15 protein-coding genes are annotated in these 19,820 nt (G+C 43.6%); 14 read left to right on the top strand and 1 reads right to left on the bottom strand.

All coding sequences use genetic code 11. The features are described from left to right. The first annotated feature begins 11 nt into the window (after positions 1 to 11). The 12 genes from AAEY97_RS17625 (at position 12) to lpxC (ending at position 15,264) form a co-directional block, all read left to right on the top strand. Positions 12 to 1,760, top strand: coding sequence for a penicillin-binding transpeptidase domain-containing protein (locus tag AAEY97_RS17625; protein WP_101088507.1), 1,749 nt, complete (start codon positions 12 to 14; stop codon positions 1,758 to 1,760). Beyond that, on the top strand, positions 1,744 to 3,237 hold the full coding sequence (gene murE, locus AAEY97_RS17620) for a UDP-N-acetylmuramoyl-L-alanyl-D-glutamate--2,6-diaminopimelate ligase (RefSeq protein WP_351000511.1): 1,494 nt from the start codon (positions 1,744 to 1,746) through the stop codon (positions 3,235 to 3,237). Before AAEY97_RS17625 ends, murE begins: the two co-directional genes overlap by 17 nt. Further along, positions 3,234 to 4,622 (top strand): UDP-N-acetylmuramoyl-tripeptide--D-alanyl-D-alanine ligase, encoded by a 1,389-nt coding sequence (locus AAEY97_RS17615; protein ID WP_351000453.1) that lies wholly within the window; start codon positions 3,234 to 3,236, stop codon positions 4,620 to 4,622. Before murE ends, AAEY97_RS17615 begins: the two co-directional genes overlap by 4 nt. Then, the gene (mraY, locus tag AAEY97_RS17610; RefSeq protein WP_011639217.1) at positions 4,623 to 5,705 is read left to right on the top strand and encodes a phospho-N-acetylmuramoyl-pentapeptide-transferase; all 1,083 of its coding nucleotides are present in this window, start codon (positions 4,623 to 4,625) and stop codon (positions 5,703 to 5,705) included. 22 nt (positions 5,706 to 5,727) lie between these two features. Then, positions 5,728 to 7,050: a UDP-N-acetylmuramoyl-L-alanine--D-glutamate ligase gene (gene murD, locus AAEY97_RS17605; protein WP_351000450.1), complete on the top strand. Its 1,323-nt coding sequence runs from the start codon at positions 5,728 to 5,730 to the stop codon at positions 7,048 to 7,050. Beyond that, entirely contained in the window at positions 7,040 to 8,254 is a 1,215-nt protein-coding gene (gene ftsW / locus AAEY97_RS17600) for a cell division protein FtsW (protein ID WP_162024089.1), read from the top strand. Before murD ends, ftsW begins: the two co-directional genes overlap by 11 nt. Continuing rightward, a complete protein-coding gene (gene murG / locus AAEY97_RS17595; protein ID WP_335691877.1) occupies positions 8,254 to 9,357 on the top strand; it encodes an undecaprenyldiphospho-muramoylpentapeptide beta-N-acetylglucosaminyltransferase in 1,104 nt (367 codons plus the stop codon). Before ftsW ends, murG begins: the two co-directional genes overlap by 1 nt. 1 nt (position 9,358) lies before the next feature. Beyond that, complete coding sequence (gene murC / locus AAEY97_RS17590; protein ID WP_101088501.1) at positions 9,359 to 10,816, top strand: UDP-N-acetylmuramate--L-alanine ligase; 1,458 nt, start codon at positions 9,359 to 9,361, stop codon at positions 10,814 to 10,816. A 121-nt stretch (positions 10,817 to 10,937) separates the two neighbouring features. Beyond that, the gene (locus AAEY97_RS17585; RefSeq protein WP_351000447.1) at positions 10,938 to 11,708 is read left to right on the top strand and encodes a cell division protein FtsQ/DivIB; all 771 of its coding nucleotides are present in this window, start codon (positions 10,938 to 10,940) and stop codon (positions 11,706 to 11,708) included. After that, positions 11,705 to 12,940 carry a cell division protein FtsA gene (gene ftsA, locus AAEY97_RS17580; protein WP_101088499.1) on the top strand — a complete coding sequence of 412 codons (1,236 nt, stop codon included), beginning with the start codon at positions 11,705 to 11,707 and terminating at the stop codon, positions 12,938 to 12,940. The genes AAEY97_RS17585 and ftsA overlap by 4 nt, the downstream gene beginning before the upstream one ends. A gap of 26 nt (positions 12,941 to 12,966) precedes the next feature. After that, entirely contained in the window at positions 12,967 to 14,133 is a 1,167-nt protein-coding gene (gene ftsZ, locus AAEY97_RS17575) for a cell division protein FtsZ (protein ID WP_101088498.1), read from the top strand. 210 nt (positions 14,134 to 14,343) lie between these two features. Next, positions 14,344 to 15,264, top strand: a complete 921-nt coding sequence (gene lpxC, locus AAEY97_RS17570; protein ID WP_351000444.1) for a UDP-3-O-acyl-N-acetylglucosamine deacetylase — start codon at positions 14,344 to 14,346, stop codon at positions 15,262 to 15,264. A gap of 4 nt (positions 15,265 to 15,268) precedes the next feature. Here lpxC and AAEY97_RS17565 read toward each other — a convergent pair whose 3' ends face one another. Further along, positions 15,269 to 15,721: a DUF721 domain-containing protein gene (locus AAEY97_RS17565; protein ID WP_101088497.1), complete on the bottom strand. Its 453-nt coding sequence runs from the start codon at positions 15,719 to 15,721 to the stop codon at positions 15,269 to 15,271. A 27-nt stretch (positions 15,722 to 15,748) separates the two neighbouring features. Here AAEY97_RS17565 and AAEY97_RS17560 point away from each other — a divergent pair, with 27 nt between their 5' ends. After that, positions 15,749 to 16,648, top strand: coding sequence for a M23 family metallopeptidase (locus AAEY97_RS17560; protein WP_101088496.1), 900 nt, complete (start codon positions 15,749 to 15,751; stop codon positions 16,646 to 16,648). 58 nt (positions 16,649 to 16,706) lie between these two features. Then, positions 16,707 to 19,427 (top strand): preprotein translocase subunit SecA, encoded by a 2,721-nt coding sequence (gene secA, locus AAEY97_RS17555; RefSeq protein WP_351000441.1) that lies wholly within the window; start codon positions 16,707 to 16,709, stop codon positions 19,425 to 19,427. Positions 19,428 to 19,820 lie beyond the last annotated feature (393 nt).

Genomic DNA, 19,820 nt, shown 5'->3' with positions numbered 1-19,820 from the left:
GCATAGGGAATATGGCTAGACAAGCAAAGCAAAAATTAGGTCACGAACTTATTCCATGGCGTTTATACGTTGTGGTGGGGTTCGTTTTGTTATTATTTTGCAGTCTAGTTGCACGTGCGGCCTATATTCAAATTATTGAGCCAGATAAACTGCGTCACGAAAGTGATATGCGCACATTACGCACAACCAGCAATCAAGTTCAGCGAGGCTTAATCACCGATCGCAATGGCGATATGCTCGCGGTTAGTGTTCCTGTGCGAGCTGTGTGGGCTGATCCTAAACATGCTCATGATCAAGATGCATTTAAAGACATGCGACGTTGGCAAGCTCTTGCTGATGTTCTGCAGGAACCTGTCGATGTATTGGTCAGGAAAGTCAAAAACAATCCTAAAAAGCGCTTTGTATATCTTAAACGTCAAGTGACCTCTGCTGTTGCTGACTATATTGAGCAGCTTAAAATTGGTGGTATTTACCTTAAATCAGAATCCCGTCGTTACTATCCTGCTGGTGAAACGGCTGCACAGTTAATTGGTATCACTAATATCGATGATGTGGGCATTGAAGGCATCGAAAATACTTATAATACTTGGTTAACAGGAACACCTTCTAAGCAAAAAGTACGTAAAGCCCGTGATGGCAGTGTGGTTGAGCGTTTAGATATCGTGCAAGAAGGCGAAAGCTCTAACGATTTAGTGCTCAGTATCGATCAACGTATTCAGCAGTTGGCATATCGTGAATTGAAACGTGCGACAGAAGTATACCAAGCGACTTCAGGGTCTGTGGTGGTCATCGATGTGACCACTGGCGAAGTGCTAGCGATGGTAAATACGCCTTCATATAATCCCAATGCCCGAGATAATTTACAGCCTCACCGTATGCGTAATCGTGCCTTAACTGACACATTTGAACCCGGGTCTACTATTAAACCTTTTGTTGTTGCAGCGGCTCTAGATTCTGGCACAGTGAAAGTAAATGAATTGATCTCGACATCACCAGGGTGGATGCGGATTGGTGGACGTCAAGTTCGCGATTCGAATAACTATGGTGACATGACGTTAGCCAAAATTTTGGTTAAATCGAGTAACGTGGGCATTAGTAAGCTGTCCTTGTCTATGCCTGTTGAACAATTACTCGGTACATACCAATCCATGGGATTAGGTAATTATTCGGGGATTAATTTAACCGGTGAAAGTGCCGGATTAATTCATAATCGCCATCGTTGGTCTGACTTTGAACGCGCCACCCTGTCTTTTGGTTATGGCTTTACCGCGACACCATTACAAATTGCACGTATGTACGCCACGCTAGGCAGTGGTGGAATACTTTATCCAGTATCGATTTTAAAACTGAGACAGCCACCTAAAGGCGAGCAGGTTATTTCAAATAAAGTCGCCTATGACGTAATGGAAATGCTCGTTGGGGTGACTGAAACGGGAGGCACAGGAACCAAAGCACATATTGATGGTTACCCCGTTGCAGGTAAATCAGGTACAAGCCGTAAAGCCGTTGCTGGGGGGTATGGCGATGATTATGTCGCTTTATTTGCTGGTGTAGCTCCGGTTCATAAACCACGCTTGGCTATTTCAGTTGTGATTAATGAACCCAAAGGCGACAAATATTACGGTGGCGATGTTGCCGGCCCTGCTTTTGCTAAAATAATGTCAGGTGCTTTGCAAATGCTTAATGTAGAACCAATTTCAGAGCAGGAGGCTGTTCATTTGGCCACTGCGCGAGGAGCGCAGAATAATGTTATTAAATGATTTATTAGCGCCGTGGTTCCATTACTCTGGCCGCGAATCCATTAATGGGTTAACACTAGACAGCCGTGACGTAGAACGTGGCGGTTTATTTGTGGCGTTACCTGGTCATAAAGTCGATGGTCGAGTATTCATTCCTCAAGCGATTAACGCTGGAGCAACGGCGATACTGATCCATACCGATAATCCAGATGAACATGGCATCGTCGATCGTCTTCAATATACTGTGCCATTAGTGTTTTTTTGCCAACTAGGCCGCCAATTGTCGGCCGTTGCTGCTCAGTTTTACTTATCCAATAACCAATCGTTATCTTTGATTGGAATAACCGGTACCAATGGCAAAACTTCTGTAAGCCAAATTATTGCTCAAATTGTCCATTTACTTGGCCATCAAGCCGCTGTGATGGGCACATTAGGTAATGGTTTGTGGGGCCAACTTGTTGATAGTGGCAATACGACTGCTGATGCAATAACGGTTATGCGCCAGCTTAGTGAGTTTGCTGCTAAAGGGGCTGAACTGTGTGCTATGGAAGTGTCTAGCCATGGTTTAGTACAAGGACGAGTAGAAGCGGCACCATTTGAGATAGCAGTGTTTACTAATTTAAGCCGTGATCATCTAGATTATCACGGTGATATGGATTCTTACGCTGCGGCTAAAAAACGCTTATTTCAATTTCCTAGTGTAAAACATGGTGTGATTAATATTGATGATGCCGTGGGCGAGAAATGGTTGACCCAACTTGAGAATGAAAAGAATAAGTCATTCAGCATTCATGGTAATTCTGCTGCCGACTTTTACTGTGATGCCATTGAATATCATGATGCAGGTGTCACCGCGACATTGCATTTTGTCGAGATTAATAGTGGGCTTCCTGTAAGTGTGCAGCTTGACTCGCCGCTATTAGGTGCATTTAACTTGTCTAACCTAGTGGCAGCAATAGCTGTGCTGTATTTACAGGGCAAGCCAATGGCATCTATTTTGGCGGTGCTGCCGTTGTTGGTTCCTGTTGCGGGTCGTATGGAGCGTTTTTCATCTACTAACAGCGCGACTTTGGTTGTTGACTATGCCCATACTCCAGATGCAATTGAGCAAGCGTTAAAAGCATTAAGATTGCACTGCAAAGGAACTCTGTGGTGTGTATTCGGCTGCGGTGGCGATCGTGACAAAGGTAAACGTCCTTTGATGGCACAAGCCGCTGAGCAATATGCAGATAAAGTGATGATCACAAGTGACAATGCCCGTAGTGAAGATCCACAAACCATTATTGACGATATTTTACAGGGTATTAGTCAGCCTCAAAACGTGCTTACTCAAGTAGACCGTATTGAAGCCATTACCCATGTTGTTGCATTGGCACACGTTGACGATATTGTACTGCTTGCTGGCAAGGGGCATGAAACCTATCAAGAAGTGGCAGGACAACGTATTGATTATGATGAACGCGCCTTAGCATTCAAGTTGTCTCAGGAGGCATCATGATTAGTGTCACTATGTCGATATTAGCCCAGCATCTTAATGGCACCCTACACGGCCAAGACGGAGTGATTACGAGTGTCAGTACTGACAGTCGCAACATTCCAGCTCAATGTTTATTTATCGCGTTAAAAGGCGAGCGTTTTGATGGCCATGACTTTGTTGATACTGCGATTAAAAATGGTGCAGCAGCACTGTTGGTCGATCATCTATTAGTCGACCATCCTTTTGCCGCCGATATTGCGCAAATTGTAGTTGCCGATACCCAAAAGGCTATGGGCAAGATGGGAGCGTTTGTGCGCCAAACCGTGGCGCCTATTTGCGTCGCGTTAACGGGGTCAAACGGCAAAACCAGCGTTAAAGAAATGCTGGCCACTATTTTATCTCAACATCACCAAGTGTTATTTACCGCCGGCAATTTTAACAACGAAATTGGTGTGCCGTTAACTTTGCTACGGTTAAGTAAAGGTGATGAATATGGGGTATTTGAACTTGGCGCAAATCATCGTGGTGAGATCGATTACACCTCGTCGTTAGTGCTGCCTCAAGTCGCGTTAGTGAATAATGTCGGCAATGCTCATCTTGAAGGATTTGGTTCGCTGGAAGGTGTTGCTCAGGCTAAATCTGAAATTTTTAATCATCTTGCTCAAGATGGCACGGCGATTATTAATGCTGACGACAAGTTTGCAGACTTTATGCTGCAACAGTCGCAAGGGCACAAACACCTGCGTTTTAGCCGTGAAATGAATGTCGATGCCGATGTTACCGCAACAGACATAGTGGCAGATGCCAATGGTTGTTATCGGTTTACATTAACCTTTGATGGACAGCAAGAAGTGGTGCAATTGCCATTGGCGGGTCTGCATCAAGTGAGTAATGCTCTGGCTGCAGCATCTATGTGTATTGCTTTAGATATATCGCTTTACGACATCGCACAAGGCTTTGCTTTGCTTAAACCGGTAAAGGGTCGTATGCAGCCCCATGAGCTTGGTCGAGTGTTATTAATTGATGATAGCTATAACGCTAATCCAACGTCAGTAAGTGCGGCGATTAATTGGTTGCAGCAACGTGATGGATATCGTTGTTTAGTGCTGGGAGATTTAGGCGAATTAGGCGACAATGCTGCCCCTTTGCACGCCAGCATTGGATTACAGGTTAAAAATGCAGCCATAGAGTCGCTATTTTGTTGCGGCCAGTTGTCGGCAAATACCAGTGAAGCATTTGGCAGTGAACACTTTTGTGCTCAAGAGCCATTAATCGTGGCATTGCAAAAACAGTTAACAAGTACCAAAGGTAATATCACCGTTTTAGTTAAAGGTTCCCGCAGCGCCGCTATGGAGCGAGTTGTGGACAGTTTATTAGATGCCTTTGGGCGTGGGGAGTTAGTGTAGATGCTGGTTTATCTAGCCGAGTATTTAACCCAATTTTATAGCGGGTTTAACGTTTTTTCATATGTAACGTTCCGGGCTATTTTAGGCTTGTTAACTGCATTGGTGTTTAGTTTGTGGTGGGGGCCGATTTTAATTAAGCACCTGCAAACGCTGCAAATTGGTCAAGTCGTTCGTGATGACGGTCCAGAATCGCATTTCAGTAAGCGTGGAACACCGACAATGGGCGGAATTCTTATCCTTGCGGGCATTTTTATCAGTGTGCTGCTGTGGGGCGACTTATCTAATCGTTATGTATTAGTCACTTTATTTGTACTAGCCAGTTTTGGTGTCATTGGTTTTATTGATGATTACCGTAAAGTGGTTAAGAAAGATTCTAAAGGCCTAATTGCACGTTGGAAATACGCGCTGCAGTCAATTGCCGCTTTAGTGGTTGCAGTGTATTTGTATAGCTCATCAACCATGGTTGGCGAAACACAATTAGTTGTGCCGTTTTTTAAAGATATTATGCCGCAACTGGGCTTTATGTTTATTTTATTAGCTTACTTCACCATTGTGGGTGCCAGTAACGCAGTGAACTTAACCGACGGCTTAGATGGTTTGGCGATTATGCCAACCGTAATGGTTGCGGCTGCGTTTGCATTAATCGCTTACTTATCTGGTCATGCACAATTTGCCAGTTATTTGCACCTACCTCATTTACCGTTAGCCGGTGAATTGGTGATTGTGTGTACGGCTATGGTCGGTGCAGGTTTAGGTTTTTTATGGTTCAACACCTACCCAGCACAAGTGTTTATGGGCGATGTAGGCTCATTAGCGTTGGGTGCTGCATTAGGTGTGATTGCTATTTTGGTTCGCCAAGAGATTTTATTAGTGATCATGGGTGGCGTGTTTGTGATGGAAACGGTATCGGTGATATTGCAGGTGGGTTCGTATAAGTTACGTGGTCAACGAATTTTCCGTATGGCACCTATTCATCATCACTATGAGTTAAAAGGGTGGCCAGAGCCGCGTGTAATCGTGCGTTTTTGGATTATCTCGTTGTTTTTAGTGTTACTGGGTCTCGCGACTCTAAAATTACGCTAAGTAATTAATCAAGGTCAGTATTATGCAAACTCAATATACGCACATTGTTTTAGGCTTAGGGGCAACAGGGCTCTCGGTCGTGCGTTTTTTAGTGTCTAAAGGCATTAAACCTTTAGTGATGGACAGTCGTCGTCATCCGCCGGGTGCAGATACGTTGGCACAAGAGTTTGCCGATATTGAATTATTGGCTGGCGGGTTTGATTGTCGTTATTTAGTTCAGTCTAGCCAAATTATCATCAGCCCTGGTGTGCCAATCGATACGCCTGAAGTGCGTGCAGCATTGGACATGGGAATTGAAGTGATTGGTGATGTCGAGTTATTTGCTCGAGAAATAGCAGACAAAAAACCTTGCGTTGTCGGTATCACTGGATCAAATGGTAAATCTACGGTGACGACATTAGTGTACGAAATGCTGTTAGCTGCCGGAAAATCGGTGGCGATTGGCGGTAATATTGGCACACCAGCGCTGGATTTATTACCTCAGAATGCAAACTTTTACGTACTTGAACTATCGAGTTTTCAACTTGAAACAACTCATTCATTAAATTGTATCGCGGCAACGTGTCTCAATGTTAGCGAAGATCATATGGATCGCTATAGTGACTTAAATACTTACCGCGAAGCAAAATTACGCTTATACCCACAAAGTCGCTTTGTGATGTACAACCGTGATGACGAGTTAACTTATCCGTTAGAGCCAATGAATCAAAATAATTTTGGTTTGGATGTGCCAGAAGGCGATGCATGGGGATTAAGTGATGGCAAGATTTTCCATGGTGACAGTGAAATTATTAATTTAATTGATGTGACCTTAATTGGTAGCCATAACCATGCAAACTTATTAGCTGCAATGGCATTAGCCGATGCTTGTGGTGTCGGTAAAGAGGCCATGATAGAAGTGGCTAAAACCTTTGTTGGTTTAAGCCATCGTTGCGAACTGATTGCCGTTAAGCAAGGTGTGTCGTATATCAATGACTCTAAAGCGACCAATGTTGGCGCGACAGTTGCCGCGCTAGAGGGACTTAATTCACACTTAGGTGATTTGTATTTGATCGCCGGTGGAGACGGTAAAGGCAGTGATTTTAGTCCGCTTATAGAACCGTTGAGCAATATTACCCAGCTTATTACCTTGGGGCGAGATGGACGCAAAATTGCCAAATTAAAACCAGGCACTATTGAAGTGACAACGATGGCAGAGGCCGTCGCCAAAGCCGCTGAATTAACATCGTCTGGTGACATAGTATTATTGTCGCCAGCATGTGCAAGTTTAGATATGTATAAGAACTTTATGGCTCGCGGTGATGATTTTAGACAGTGTGTGGAGTCGTTAGCCGATGGCGAATAACGAGCAGCAACTTAGCTTGTTTAAACGGGGCCTTAATTGGACTTTGCCCTCGTTATTATCAGATGACCATACACCGGGTATGCCGTTATACGACCGTAGCTTTCTAGTCGCGATTGTCGGCTTAATGTGTTTTGGCTTTGTTATGGTGATGTCTGCTTCAATGCCTGAAGCGACCAAACTGACTGGCGACCCGTTTTATTTTATGTATCGCCATGTGCTTTACCTTGTTGGCTGCGTAGTGATTGCTTTCGTGGTACTGAAGTTTGAAGTCAGCTATTGGGAAAAAAACAGCGGCATGCTGATGCTAGCGGTGTTGGTATTATTGATAGCAGTACTGTTTATCGGTACTTCGGTTAACGGTGCTCGTCGTTGGTTGTCTATCGGTCCTATTAGGATCCAAGTCGCCGAAATGGCCAAGTTTGTGTTTATTGTATACATGGCAGGTTACCTAGTACGTCGTCATGGTGAATTACGCGAAAACCGTAAAGGCTTCTATAAACCGATTGGGGTTTACGGTTTGTTCGCAGTATTGATTTTGTTACAGCCTGACCTAGGCACCGTGGTGGTGTTGTTTGTGTGTACGGTAAGCTTGTTGTTTCTGGCTGGCGCGCGCATTACAGACTTTATGGTGTTGATATTACTTGGCGTAGCGACCTTCGTATTACTGGTGCTATTCGAACCCTACCGTATGCGACGTGTGACCTCGTTTATGGATCCGTGGGAAGACCCATTTGGCAGTGGTTATCAGTTGACGCAGTCCTTAATGGCTTATGGCCGAGGCGATTGGTTTGGTCAGGGTTTAGGTAACAGTATTCAGAAGCTGGCTTATTTACCTGAGGCACACACTGATTTTATCTTTGCTGTTATCGGTGAGGAGCTGGGGTTTACCGGTATTATGGTGGTGTTATGCACATTATTTTTTATTGCTATACGTGCGATTAGATTGGGTAATTTATGTTTAAAAATGCAGCGCCCTTTTGAAAGTTATGTCGCCTATGGTGTTGGTATTTGGATTTGTTTTCAGACCGTAGTTAACGTAGGGGCCAGTATTGGTATGTTACCAACCAAAGGGTTAACCCTACCGTTTATTAGCTATGGTGGCAGTAGTTTGTGGATTATGACTGCTGCGGTGATGTTGCTTGTTAGGATAGATCATGAACGTCGAGTTAGTTTGGTGCAAGCCGTACAAGGGAGAACCAGTTAATGAACAGTAATATTAGTCGTTCTCCTAAGATATTAATTATGGCTGGCGGTACGGGTGGTCATGTTTTTCCTGCACTTGCAGTGGCGAAGTATTTAGCGGAGAAAGGTTGGCAAATACGTTGGTTAGGTACTGCCGACCGAATGGAAGCGCGTTTAGTGCCTCAACACGGATTTGATATTGAATTTATCGATATTAAAGGTGTGCGTGGTAATGGGCTTATACGTAAGTTAGCGGCACCATTTAAAATTATCCGTTCAATTATTCAAGCCAAAGCGGTAATTGATGATTTTCAACCCGATGTGATTCTAGGCATGGGCGGTTTTGCCAGCGGCCCGGGCGGAGTGGCCGGAAAATTGTCAGGTATTCCTGTCGTGTTGCATGAGCAAAATGCGATTCCAGGATTAACCAATAAGTTGTTATCTAAGATTGCCAAAAAAGTGTTGTGTGCATTCCCCAATACCTTTACCAGTAGCGTCGCTAATGTTGAGGTTGTGGGTAATCCCATCCGCCAAGAGCTGATTGAGTTAGGCGCACAAATTAAAACACCGCAAGCCGATGCGTTAAGAGTATTGGTGGTAGGTGGCAGTTTAGGTGCCAAAGTATTGAATGATGTCATGCCTGCTGTCGTGGCTCATCTGAGTAAATATCATTCTCTGACAGTTTGGCACCAAGTGGGCAAAAATAACCAAACAACAGTAAAGTCGAGTTATCAACAACTTGGCCAATCAGACAGTGTCAATGTTGCAGAATTTATTGATGATATGGAAGCCGCTTATCGTTGGGCCGATGTAGTGGTTTGCCGCTCGGGTGCCCTTACAGTGTCCGAACTGGCAGCCGTGGGTTTACCGAGTATTTTAGTGCCGTATCCTCATGCAGTGGATGATCATCAAACAGTGAATGCATCAGTACTTGTTGATGCTGGCGCAGGATTTTTATTACCACAAACCATTTTAAATGCAGATAACCTTGCTGAGAAATTGCAGTTATTTGCTGAAAATAGACAAGAACTAGCCCAAATGGGTCATAAGGCAAGAGGCGTAGCGGTATTAGATGCGACTCAACGAGTAGCAGATATTTGTGCCTCATTTGCGAGAAAGGGTTGAAATGACTAAGACAGAAAGATACGCACAGCTTCGTAGCATGATCCCTGAAATGAGACGGATTAAGCGCATTCATTTTGTTGGCATCGGTGGTGCCGGCATGGGTGGTATTGCGGAAGTGCTTGTAAACGAAGGTTATCAAATAAGCGGCTCAGATATCGCTATCAATAGCGTAACTGAGCGTTTGGCGAGTCTTGGCGCAAAAATCATTATTGGCCATCAGGCCCAAAGCGTTGAACAGGTTGATGTTGTTGTCGTTTCGACTGCCATTAACCCGCAAAATCCTGAGATTATTGCCGCTAAAGAATTACGTATTCCGATTGTACGCCGTGCAGAGATGCTGGCTGAGTTAATGCGCTATCGTCATGGTGTTGCGATAGCCGGCACTCATGGTAAAACCACCACGACGAGCTTAATTGCCAGTGTATATGGTCAAGCTGGCCGTGATCCAACATTTGTGATTGGTGGTTTGCTTAATAGCGCAGGTACCAATGCACGCCTAGGCACCAGTCGTTACCTTATTGCTGAAGCAGATGAAAGCGATGCAAGCTTTTTGCATTTGCAGCCAATGGTCAGTGTGATCACCAATATCGAAGCCGATCACATGGATACCTATGGTGGCGACTTTGAGAAACTGAAAACCACTTTTATCGATTTTTTACATAATCTGCCGTTTTATGGCGTCGCAGTAATGTGTATTGATGATGAAGTGATCCGCGAAATTATGCCACGTATTGGCCGCCAAGTTGTGACCTATGGTTTCAGTGAAGAGGCTGATGTCCAGGCGATTAATTTTGCACAAAATGGTCACCAGTCAAGCTTTACGGTTAAGCGTCATGGCAAAGATAATGTTGATATTGTACTTAATTTGCCAGGTGAACATAACGTTCTTAACGCTTTAGCCGCGATTGCTGTCGCCAGTGAAGATGACATCGATGATAGTGCGATTGTACAAGCACTTGCAGAGTTTGAAGGTATAGGTCGTCGTTTTCAGCATTTAGGTGAATTTGAAACACCTAATGGCAGTGTCATGCTCGTGGACGACTACGGCCATCATCCAAGTGAAGTATTAGCAACGATTAAAGCAGCGCGAGCAGGTTGGCCAGACAAGCGTTTAGTGATGGCATATCAACCGCATCGTTACAGCCGTACGCGCGACTTATATGAAGACTTTGTCGATGTATTGTCGCAGGTAGATTGTTTATTATTATTAGATGTTTATGCAGCGGGTGAAGCTCCTATCCCGGGTGCCGATGGGCGCGCTTTATGCCGTTCAATTAGATTACGAGGTCAAATAGACCCTATTTTTGTCGCCAGTCCAGATCAACTAGCGGCAGTTTTACCTGATGTGTTGCAACATGGGGATTTATTTATGACCCAGGGTGCGGGTAATATTGGTGCTTTATCGAAAGAATTAGCTCAGAATAATTTGGGTTGTAAAGTGCTTGTAGAAGAGCAATAAAGTGATTGATTTTTCACCAATTATTGTGTGTGAAAATCGAGCTTTAAACCTTATGAATTGGTCTATATAATGACCGATCTTTTGGAGTTAACTCCGGAACAACGTCAGAGGCGGATTTAAGGTGTCGTGGAGCGATAAAGGGCGGCAACTAAAACATAAATTAGCTCGTGTTAATTGGTATTTTTGCACTGGTGTAGTGTTTTTATGCAGTGTGCTTGGCACCGTTGTTTGGGGTTGTGTGCAACTACACGAGTTGTTAAACGATGCTGATGCATTGCCTATTGAAGCGGTTGCTATTAAAGGTGAGCGAATTTATACCACCGATGACGAAATTAAAAATGCATTACAGTCATTAATGCAAAGTAGTTTTTTTAGCGCAGATGTGGTGGATGTACAAAAAGCATTAGAAGCATTGCCGTGGGTTTATCATGCATCAGTAAGACGAGAATGGCCGGCAAAGTTTAAGGTTACCTTACAAGAACAACAAGCTGTAGCGCATTGGAACGAAGTGTCTTGGCTTAATATTAACGGTGAGGTTTTTGATGCGTTTGCGCATTCAGAACATGATGCCTTACCCAAGTTATCTGGCCCAGAAGGGACAGAAATAGAAGTATTGACCAGCTACCAGCAGTTAGATGATTTATTGACAATAAACGAGTTTAAGTTGATCAGTTTACGCTTAAGTCCTCGCCATGCGTGGCATGCTGTACTGGCTAACGGAATTGAAATAGAGCTTGGGCGAGAAGATAAAATGTCACGGATACAACGCTTTATTAATGTGTATCCAACTTTGAAGCAAAGTGAAAAACCAATTGCGACCGTTGATTTACGTTACGATACCGGGTTCGCCGTAGGTTGGGATGATTCAAAAAAGAGAGTCGACAATAAATGACCAAAAATCAGGAAAGAAACCTCATCGTGGGGTTAGATATAGGGACATCCAAGGTCGCAGTGATCATTGGTGAAGTATTACCTGATGGTGAGATTAGTGTCATTGGTTTAGGTAATCATCCTTCTCGCGGCATGGATAAAGGCGGCGTGAATGATCTCGACTCTATAGTGCGCAGTGTGCAACGGGCGTTAGATCAAGCCGAGTTAATGGCTGATTGCCAGGTTTCATCGGTGTACTTAAGTATTTCGGGTAAACATATTGCCTGCCAAAATGAAAATGGCATGGTGTCGATTAACGACGAAGAAGTCACCCAAGAAGACGTCGATAATGTAATCCATACCGCACGCTCGGTTAAGATCCCGACAGAACGTCGTATTTTGCATGTATTGCCGCAAGAGTATTCAATTGACGTTCAAGACGGCATTAAGAGCCCAATTGGTATGTCGGGCATGCGTATGGAAGCCAAGGCTCATATTGTTACCTGTGCTAATGATATGGCCAAAAACATTACTAAGAGTGTCGAGCGTTGCGGTTTAAAAGTAGATGATTTGGTATTTTCGGGCATCGCTTCTGCAGACTCTGTACTCACAAATGATGAGAAAGATTTAGGCGTGTGTATTGTTGATATTGGTGGTGGCACAACCGATATTGCTGTATATACCAACGGCGCATTACGTCATTGTGCAGTTATTCCTGTAGCGGGTAACCAAGTCACAAGTGATATCGCCAAGATATTCAGAACACCGTTGACGCATGCCGAACAAATTAAAGTGCAGTTTGCCAGTGCCAGAAGTTCTACGGTAAGCCGTGAAGACAGTATTGAAGTACCGTCAGTGGGTGGTCGTCCTTCACGTAGCATGTCACGCCATACTCTGGCAGAAGTGGTAGAGCCAAGATATCAAGAATTGTTTGAGCTTGTGCTTAAGCAGTTACAAGATAGCGGTCTAGAAGATCAAATTGCAGCAGGGATTGTGCTTACTGGAGGAACGTCCTCGATATCGGGTGCCGTTGATATTGCTGAAGCAACCTTTGGTATGCCAGTTCGTGTCGCATCACCGCTACCAGTAAAAGGGTTATACGAATATGTTGATCAACCTATTTATTCAACAGGAATAGGGTTGCTTCATTATGGCGCAAGACGAGTCATCGAACGACAGTTCGAACGACCTGAGCGCCAAGGGGTTACCAGCTTTTTGAATCGGGTCAAAAGTTGGTTTAAGGGTGAATTTTAATAACGCAGACAAATGGAGATCAGACAATGTTTGAGATCATGGATACACATTCAGACGAAGCGGTGATTAAAGTCATCGGCGTCGGTGGCGGCGGCGGAAACGCGGTCGAACATATGGTAAAACACAGCATCGAAGGTGTTGAATTTATCGTTACCAATACAGATGCACAAGCACTACGTAAATCAAGTGCTGGTTCAACTATTCAGCTTGGCCGCGACGTGACTAAAGGTCTCGGTGCGGGCGCAAACCCAGATGTGGGCCGTCAAGCCGCTGAAGAAGACCGCGAGAATATTCGTGCTGCAATTAAAGGGTCTGACATGATCTTTATCGCTGCCGGCATGGGTGGTGGTACCGGTACTGGTGCTGCTCCTGTTGTGGCAGAAATTGCCCGTGAAGAAGGTATTTTAACCGTTGCAGTTGTGACCAAGCCTTTTCCTTTTGAAGGTAAAAAGCGCATGGCCTATGCAGAACTTGGTATTGCCGAGTTAGCTAAACATGTGGATTCGTTAATTACGATCCCCAATGAAAAGCTATTAAAAGTATTGGGTCGTGGTACTTCATTGCTTGATGCTTTTGCTGCAGCTAACAATGTATTACTTGGTGCTGTTCAAGGTATTGCTGAGCTAATTACTCGTCCTGGTCTAATCAACGTCGATTTCGCCGATGTGAAAACCGTTATGTCCGAAATGGGTAATGCCATGATGGGTACCGGTGTTGCTCGTGGTGATGATCGCGCTGAAGAAGCTGCAGAAGCTGCTGTGGCTAGCCCATTACTTGAAGATATCGACTTAGCCGGTGCGCGCGGTGTGTTAGTTAACATTACTGCAGGTATGGATATTACTATCGAAGAGCTTGAAACCGTGGGTAACCACGTTAAAGCTTATGCATCTGACAATGCAACTGTTGTAGTCGGTGCTGTCATTGATCCTGAAATGAGCGATGAGTTACGCGTAACTGTAGTTGCTACAGGTATCGGCGCAGAGAAAAAGCCAGACATTCAATTAGTGTCTAAGCCTGTTGCTCGTCCAGAACCTGTTGTAATAGAGCCGCGTCCAGAACCTGTTGATGAAGTGATGACACAACAAAGTTACGCTGCGCCAAAAGGTAATGCTGTTCCGCAGCCTCAACCTGTACAGCGTACTGATGCTGACTATCTTGATATTCCGGCATTTTTGCGTAAGCAAGCTGATTAATACACGGATAAAACGTTATGTTTTTGCGTGATTAATGAGCGAAGTGTGCGAAAAAGGTTATTTTGCAAGCAGGTTTATACATTTACTCTGTGTTTGGCGTTTTTTTTGTGAAAAGCTAAATTTATGGTAGCATGTTGTACCAGTTATGCATGATAGCCTAAGGCTATTTTTGCAACTATTTGTTTAATATTGATATTTATGGGCGACTGAATGATTTTTCAAAGAACTGTTCAACAAATGGTGAAGAGCACTGGGGTCGGATTACATTCCGGCAACAAAGTGACTCTATGCATTATGCCCGCACCAGTGAATACAGGGATTGTACTAAAACGTACCGATCTTAGCCCTGCTGTGTCTATCCCAGCCAAAGCTGATATGGTTCGTGAAACAACAATGTGTACCGCCCTTGTAAACGATGCTGGGATTAGAATATCAACCATTGAGCATTTGTTTGCGGCACTTGCCGGCTTAGGCATCGATAATGCAATTATCGAGGTCGATGCACCAGAAATCCCGATTATGGATGGCAGTGCAAGCCCATTTGTGTTCTTACTGCAAAGTGCAGGAATTAAAGAACAAGCTGCAGCTAAAAAATACCTAAAAATCATCAAACCTGTGCGTGTTGAAGATGGCGATAAATGGGCTGAGTTAAAACCTTTTAAAGGCTTTAGAGTTGATTTTAGAATTGACTTTGATCATCCAGAAATTGCTCGTAGTCAACAACACATGGTGATGGACTTTTCGACATCAGCGTTTGTGAAAGACATTAGTCGTGCCAGAACATTTGGTTTTATGCGAGATATTGAATACCTACGAGCGAATAATCTAGCACTAGGTGGCAGCATGGAAAATGCCGTTGTACTTGACGAATATCGTGTATTAAACCCTGATGGTCTGCGTTATGAAGACGAATTCGTTAAGCATAAAATCCTCGATGCATTTGGTGACTTATATGTTGCTGGTCATGCCATCGTCGGCGAATTTTCAGCTTATAAAACTGGTCATGCGTTAAACAACCAACTTGTGCGTGCATTACTTGCTCAGCAAGATGCGTGGGAGTTGGTAAGCTTTGATAAAGAGGCTGATGTGCCTGTCAGCTTCATGGTTCCAGGTGCGTTAGCGCACGTTTAATCAGTTAAGATTGCCTATTACGGCTGGCTAATGCAGCCAGCCGTTTTAGTTTTTCACCTAAAGAACCATCAACATGTGCAGCTAATGCTTCAATATGTTGTGCTGCAGTGGTGCTGATCACATTTTGATTAGGTTGAGATTGTGGTTTTGCTAAGGCAAGCCCAGGATTGACTTTCACCTCTATAGCGGTAAGCATCGGAAGTGTGTCAGTTTGAAGTTGTTTTAATAGCTTCTGCTTTTGAAAGTTTATTCTTGCAGCCCATGCTGCAGATGTCGTTTCAATAACAAGAACACCCTGGCGGATATTAGCAACTTTTAGCTGCTCTGCCACAGGACCATTTAACGTCTGTTTGACATAACGATTCAGATTATTAAGTAGTTCTGCTTTCTCGGCCAGTTCAGGCAGTCTCCCAGACAAATGAACTAAATTGCTGAGATCTTGAGGGGGCTTTTTCATATGATAATAAGATGGCTGAATTAGGCTATGAGTGTAACAGTTTTTATCCAAGGTCGAAATGGTGTAACGCGCTGGCAACCTAGTAAGCGTTGGTTACTCCTACCTATTATTCTGATGGCCACTGGCACAGGAATATATCAATATAGCACTGAGCGTTTTGCTAACCAACAAGCGAAAGTTGATGAAAATAAACAGCTTCGCCAACAGCAAAAGCAACAAGTGGTAGAACTCAAAACTGCAACAGAAACCCAGCTGGCAACTTTGGTTGCTCATGTGGCAAAAATGCAGGCCAAAATCACCCGACTTGAAGCCCTAGGGCAGCAAGTAGCGCAAAATAACCTCCTTGATGACCAATTTGATTTCTCTACAGAAGTTGGTATCGGCGGGTTAAGCGAAATCGGCAATGGTGTCGAATTAAGCCAGCTTATCGATGAAATGAATAAGTTGGCGTCTAGAATTGATAATAATAACGTTCAGCTATCACTACTTGAAACAGTAGCATCTAATCTCCATATAGATGAAGAGCGTTATATATCAGGGCGGCCAATCGATAAAGGTTGGTTATCTTCGCCCTATGGTTTACGAAATGACCCTTTTAGTGGCCGACGAACAATGCATAAAGGTATTGATTTTGCCGGCAAAGAAGGGGCAGATGTTACAACTACTGCTGCAGGCGTTGTAACATGGTCAGGAAGCATGCTTGGATATGGTGAGTTAGTCGAAATAGATCATGGTAATGGTCTTCGCACTCGCTATGGACATAATAAATCTCTGTCAGTAAACGTAGGTGACGTCGTTGCCAAAGGCGATAAAATTGCCAGTATGGGAAGCACAGGCCGTTCAACCGGCCCCCATGTGCATTACGAAGTGCTGCGTGGTAAACAACAAATAGATCCACAGAAATACGTTTACCGCAAAGCAAGTTAATAATATTAACGGTTAATGCGCTCAAATGAGCCAAACCTACAACAGATAAGTGATTAAGATGTTAGGCAAACTACTGACAAAAGTATTCGGAAGTCGCAACGACCGCACCCTGAAAAATCTTGGAAAAATTGTTATTCAAATTAATGCATTAGAAGCTGATTACGAAAAGCTATCTGATGAAGAACTCAAAGCAAAAACGACAGAGTTCCGCACACGTTTAGAAAATGGCGAAACCTTAGATAACATCATGGCAGAAGCATTTGCTGTTGTACGTGAAGCATCAAAGCGTGTGTTCGACATGCGTCCGTTTGATGTTCAATTACTCGGCGGCATGGTTTTAGACAGCAATCGTATTGCTGAAATGCGAACCGGTGAAGGTAAAACTCTAACGGCAACTTTGCCAGCTTACCTTAACGGCATAACGGGCAAAGGTGTTCACATCATTACTGTGAACGATTACTTAGCCACACGTGATGCTGAGAATAACCGTCCATTATTTGAGTTTTTAGGTTTAAGTGTCGGAATTAACATTGCTGGCTTAGGTTCATTCGAAAAGAAAGAAGCCTACAATGCAGATATTACCTACGGTACTAATAATGAATTTGGTTTTGACTACCTTCGCGACAACATGGCGTTTTCTCCACAAGAGCGCGTTCAGCGACCATTGCACTATGCCCTTATTGATGAAGTCGATTCAATTCTAATTGATGAAGCCCGTACACCATTGATTATTTCTGGTGCGGCAGAAGACAGCTCTGAATTATACGCCAAAATTAATTTATTGATCCCAAGTCTCATCGCTCAAGACAAAGAAGACACCGAAGACTATGTTGGTGAAGGTGACTATAGTATTGACGAAAAGGGTAAACAGGTTCATTTAACTGAACGTGGTCAAGAAAAAGTTGAACAGCTATTAATTGAAAAAGGCATGTTAGCCGAAGGTGACTCGCTCTATTCTGCGACGAACATTTCGTTATTGCATCATGTTCATGCGGCACTTCGCGCCCATACCTTGTTTGAAAAAGATATCGACTATATTGTACAAGACGATGAAGTTATTATTGTCGACGAACATACAGGCCGTACTATGCCTGGTCGTAGATGGTCAGAAGGCTTGCATCAAGCTGTCGAAGCCAAAGAAGGCGCTAAAATCCAGAATGAAAACCAAACTCTGGCTTCTATCACTTTCCAAAATTATTTCAGACAGTATGAAAAGCTTGCCGGTATGACAGGTACAGCAGATACCGAAGCATTCGAATTCCAACATATCTATGGTTTAGATACCGTTGTTGTTCCTACAAATCGCCCAATGGTTCGTAAAGATATGGCCGACTTGGTCTATCTTACCGCGCCAGAAAAATATGCAGCGATTATTAAAGATATCGAAGGTTGTCGTGAACGTGGCCAACCGGTATTAGTGGGTACTGTCTCTATTGAACAATCAGAACTACTTAACTCATTATTGAAAAAAGCTAACATTCCGCATAGCGTGCTCAATGCTAAGTTCCATGAAAAAGAAGCAGAGATTGTTGCTCAAGCCGGTAGTTTAGGTGCTGTGACTATTGCAACTAACATGGCTGGCCGTGGTACAGATATCGTATTAGGCGGTAACTGGAACATGGAAATTGAAGCGCTATATAATCCAACGGCAGAACAGAAAGCTAAGATTAAAGCTGACTGGAAAATACGTCATGATGAAGTGCTTGCTGCAGGTGGTTTGCACATCCTAGGTACAGAACGTCACGAATCTCGTCGTATCGATAATCAGTTACGCGGTCGTGCTGGTCGTCAAGGTGATGCGGGTTCTTCACGTTTTTACTTGTCGATGGAAGATAGCTTAATGCGTATCTTCGCTTCAGATCGAGTATCTGGCATGATGAAAAAGCTCGGTATGGAAGAGGGTGAGGCTATTGAGCATCCTTGGGTATCACGTGCTATTGAAAACGCTCAACGTAAAGTTGAAGCTCGTAACTTTGATATCCGTAAGCAATTGCTCGAATATGATGATGTCGCTAACGATCAACGTCAAGTTGTCTATGCACAGCGTAACGAGCTAATGGATGCTGAAAGTATTCAAGACACTATCCAGAATATCGAACAAGATGTGATAAGTGGAATTGTCGATCAATATATTCCACCGCAATCACTTGAAGAACTTTGGGATGTACCGGGGCTTGAACAACGCCTTGGTAATGAATTTGGCCTAAAGCTAACAATTCAAGAATGGTTAGATCAAGATGATAATCTGCATGAAGAAACGTTACGCGAACGGATTCTAACGTCATGGAGTGAATTATATAAAGCTAAAGAAGAGATGGTCGGTGCACAAGTATTACGTCAATTTGAAAAAGCGGTAATGCTGCAAACACTAGATGGACTCTGGAAAGAGCACTTAGCTGCCATGGATCACTTACGCCAAGGTATTCATTTACGCGGTTATGCACAGAAAAATCCAAAGCAAGAATATAAGCGTGAATCGTTTGAATTATTCCAACAATTGCTTGAAACACTGAAAAATGACGTGATAAGTGTACTGTCTAAAGTGCAAGTTCAAGCGCAGTCAGATGTTGATGAAATGGAGCAGCGTCGCCGCGATGAAGACGCAAAGATTAAACTGGCTTATCAACACGCAGCAGCAGAAGCATTAAGTGATACAGCAGATCAACAAATAGAAGCGCCTAAAACAGTCATCCGTGAAGGTGAGAAAATAGGCCGTAACGATCCGTGCCCATGTGGTTCAGGACAAAAGTACAAACAATGTCACGGTAAACTCAGTTAACTCTCTGTTCACTATTGATGTTAGATAAAAAAAGTAGCGATTATTCGCTACCTTTTTTGTTTCTGGGATAATAAAACTGACTGATAAACTCACCCTTTGTGGATAACTTTGGGGGTAAATAGTGGGTATCATGTAGTTAAGTGCTCAAATGAATAAAAGATCATAAAAAGATCATTTTTTTGCACAAAAGCGCTTGCACTAAATCTTAAGCTGCCTATAATGCGCATCCACTGACACGGCATACAGCGAAAGCGAAAATCGGTTAGCGTTATTAACAACTATTTAGTGGTGTTGGTAACAGGCGAAAAGAAGTTTGAAAAAACACTTGACGCAATAAAGGGAATGCGTAGAATACGCAGCCCAAGCCAACGACCTAGCGTCTGACGGCGATGT

Origin of the sequence: Shewanella sp. TB7-MNA-CIBAN-0143, assembly GCF_040310065.1 — a bacterium.
Lineage (GTDB): Bacteria > Pseudomonadota > Gammaproteobacteria > Enterobacterales > Shewanellaceae > Shewanella.
Note: the sequence above shows the minus strand (reverse complement) of the source record. Positions and strands in the feature narration are given on the sequence as shown.

Coding starts and splice junctions, on each gene's coding strand:
- murC (WP_101088501.1), top strand. CDS start 9,359: ATGACTAAGACAGAAAGATACGCACAGCTTCGTAGCATGATCCCTGAA.
- mraY (WP_011639217.1), top strand. CDS start 4,623: ATGCTGGTTTATCTAGCCGAGTATTTAACCCAATTTTATAGCGGGTTT.
- AAEY97_RS17565 (WP_101088497.1), bottom strand. CDS start 15,721: ATGAAAAAGCCCCCTCAAGATCTCAGCAATTTAGTTCATTTGTCTGGG.
- ftsA (WP_101088499.1), top strand. CDS start 11,705: ATGACCAAAAATCAGGAAAGAAACCTCATCGTGGGGTTAGATATAGGG.
- secA (WP_351000441.1), top strand. CDS start 16,707: ATGTTAGGCAAACTACTGACAAAAGTATTCGGAAGTCGCAACGACCGC.
- murG (WP_335691877.1), top strand. CDS start 8,254: ATGAACAGTAATATTAGTCGTTCTCCTAAGATATTAATTATGGCTGGC.
- ftsW (WP_162024089.1), top strand. CDS start 7,040: ATGGCGAATAACGAGCAGCAACTTAGCTTGTTTAAACGGGGCCTTAAT.
- AAEY97_RS17615 (WP_351000453.1), top strand. CDS start 3,234: ATGATTAGTGTCACTATGTCGATATTAGCCCAGCATCTTAATGGCACC.
- AAEY97_RS17560 (WP_101088496.1), top strand. CDS start 15,749: ATGAGTGTAACAGTTTTTATCCAAGGTCGAAATGGTGTAACGCGCTGG.
- lpxC (WP_351000444.1), top strand. CDS start 14,344: ATGATTTTTCAAAGAACTGTTCAACAAATGGTGAAGAGCACTGGGGTC.
- murD (WP_351000450.1), top strand. CDS start 5,728: ATGCAAACTCAATATACGCACATTGTTTTAGGCTTAGGGGCAACAGGG.
- AAEY97_RS17625 (WP_101088507.1), top strand. CDS start 12: ATGGCTAGACAAGCAAAGCAAAAATTAGGTCACGAACTTATTCCATGG.
- ftsZ (WP_101088498.1), top strand. CDS start 12,967: ATGTTTGAGATCATGGATACACATTCAGACGAAGCGGTGATTAAAGTC.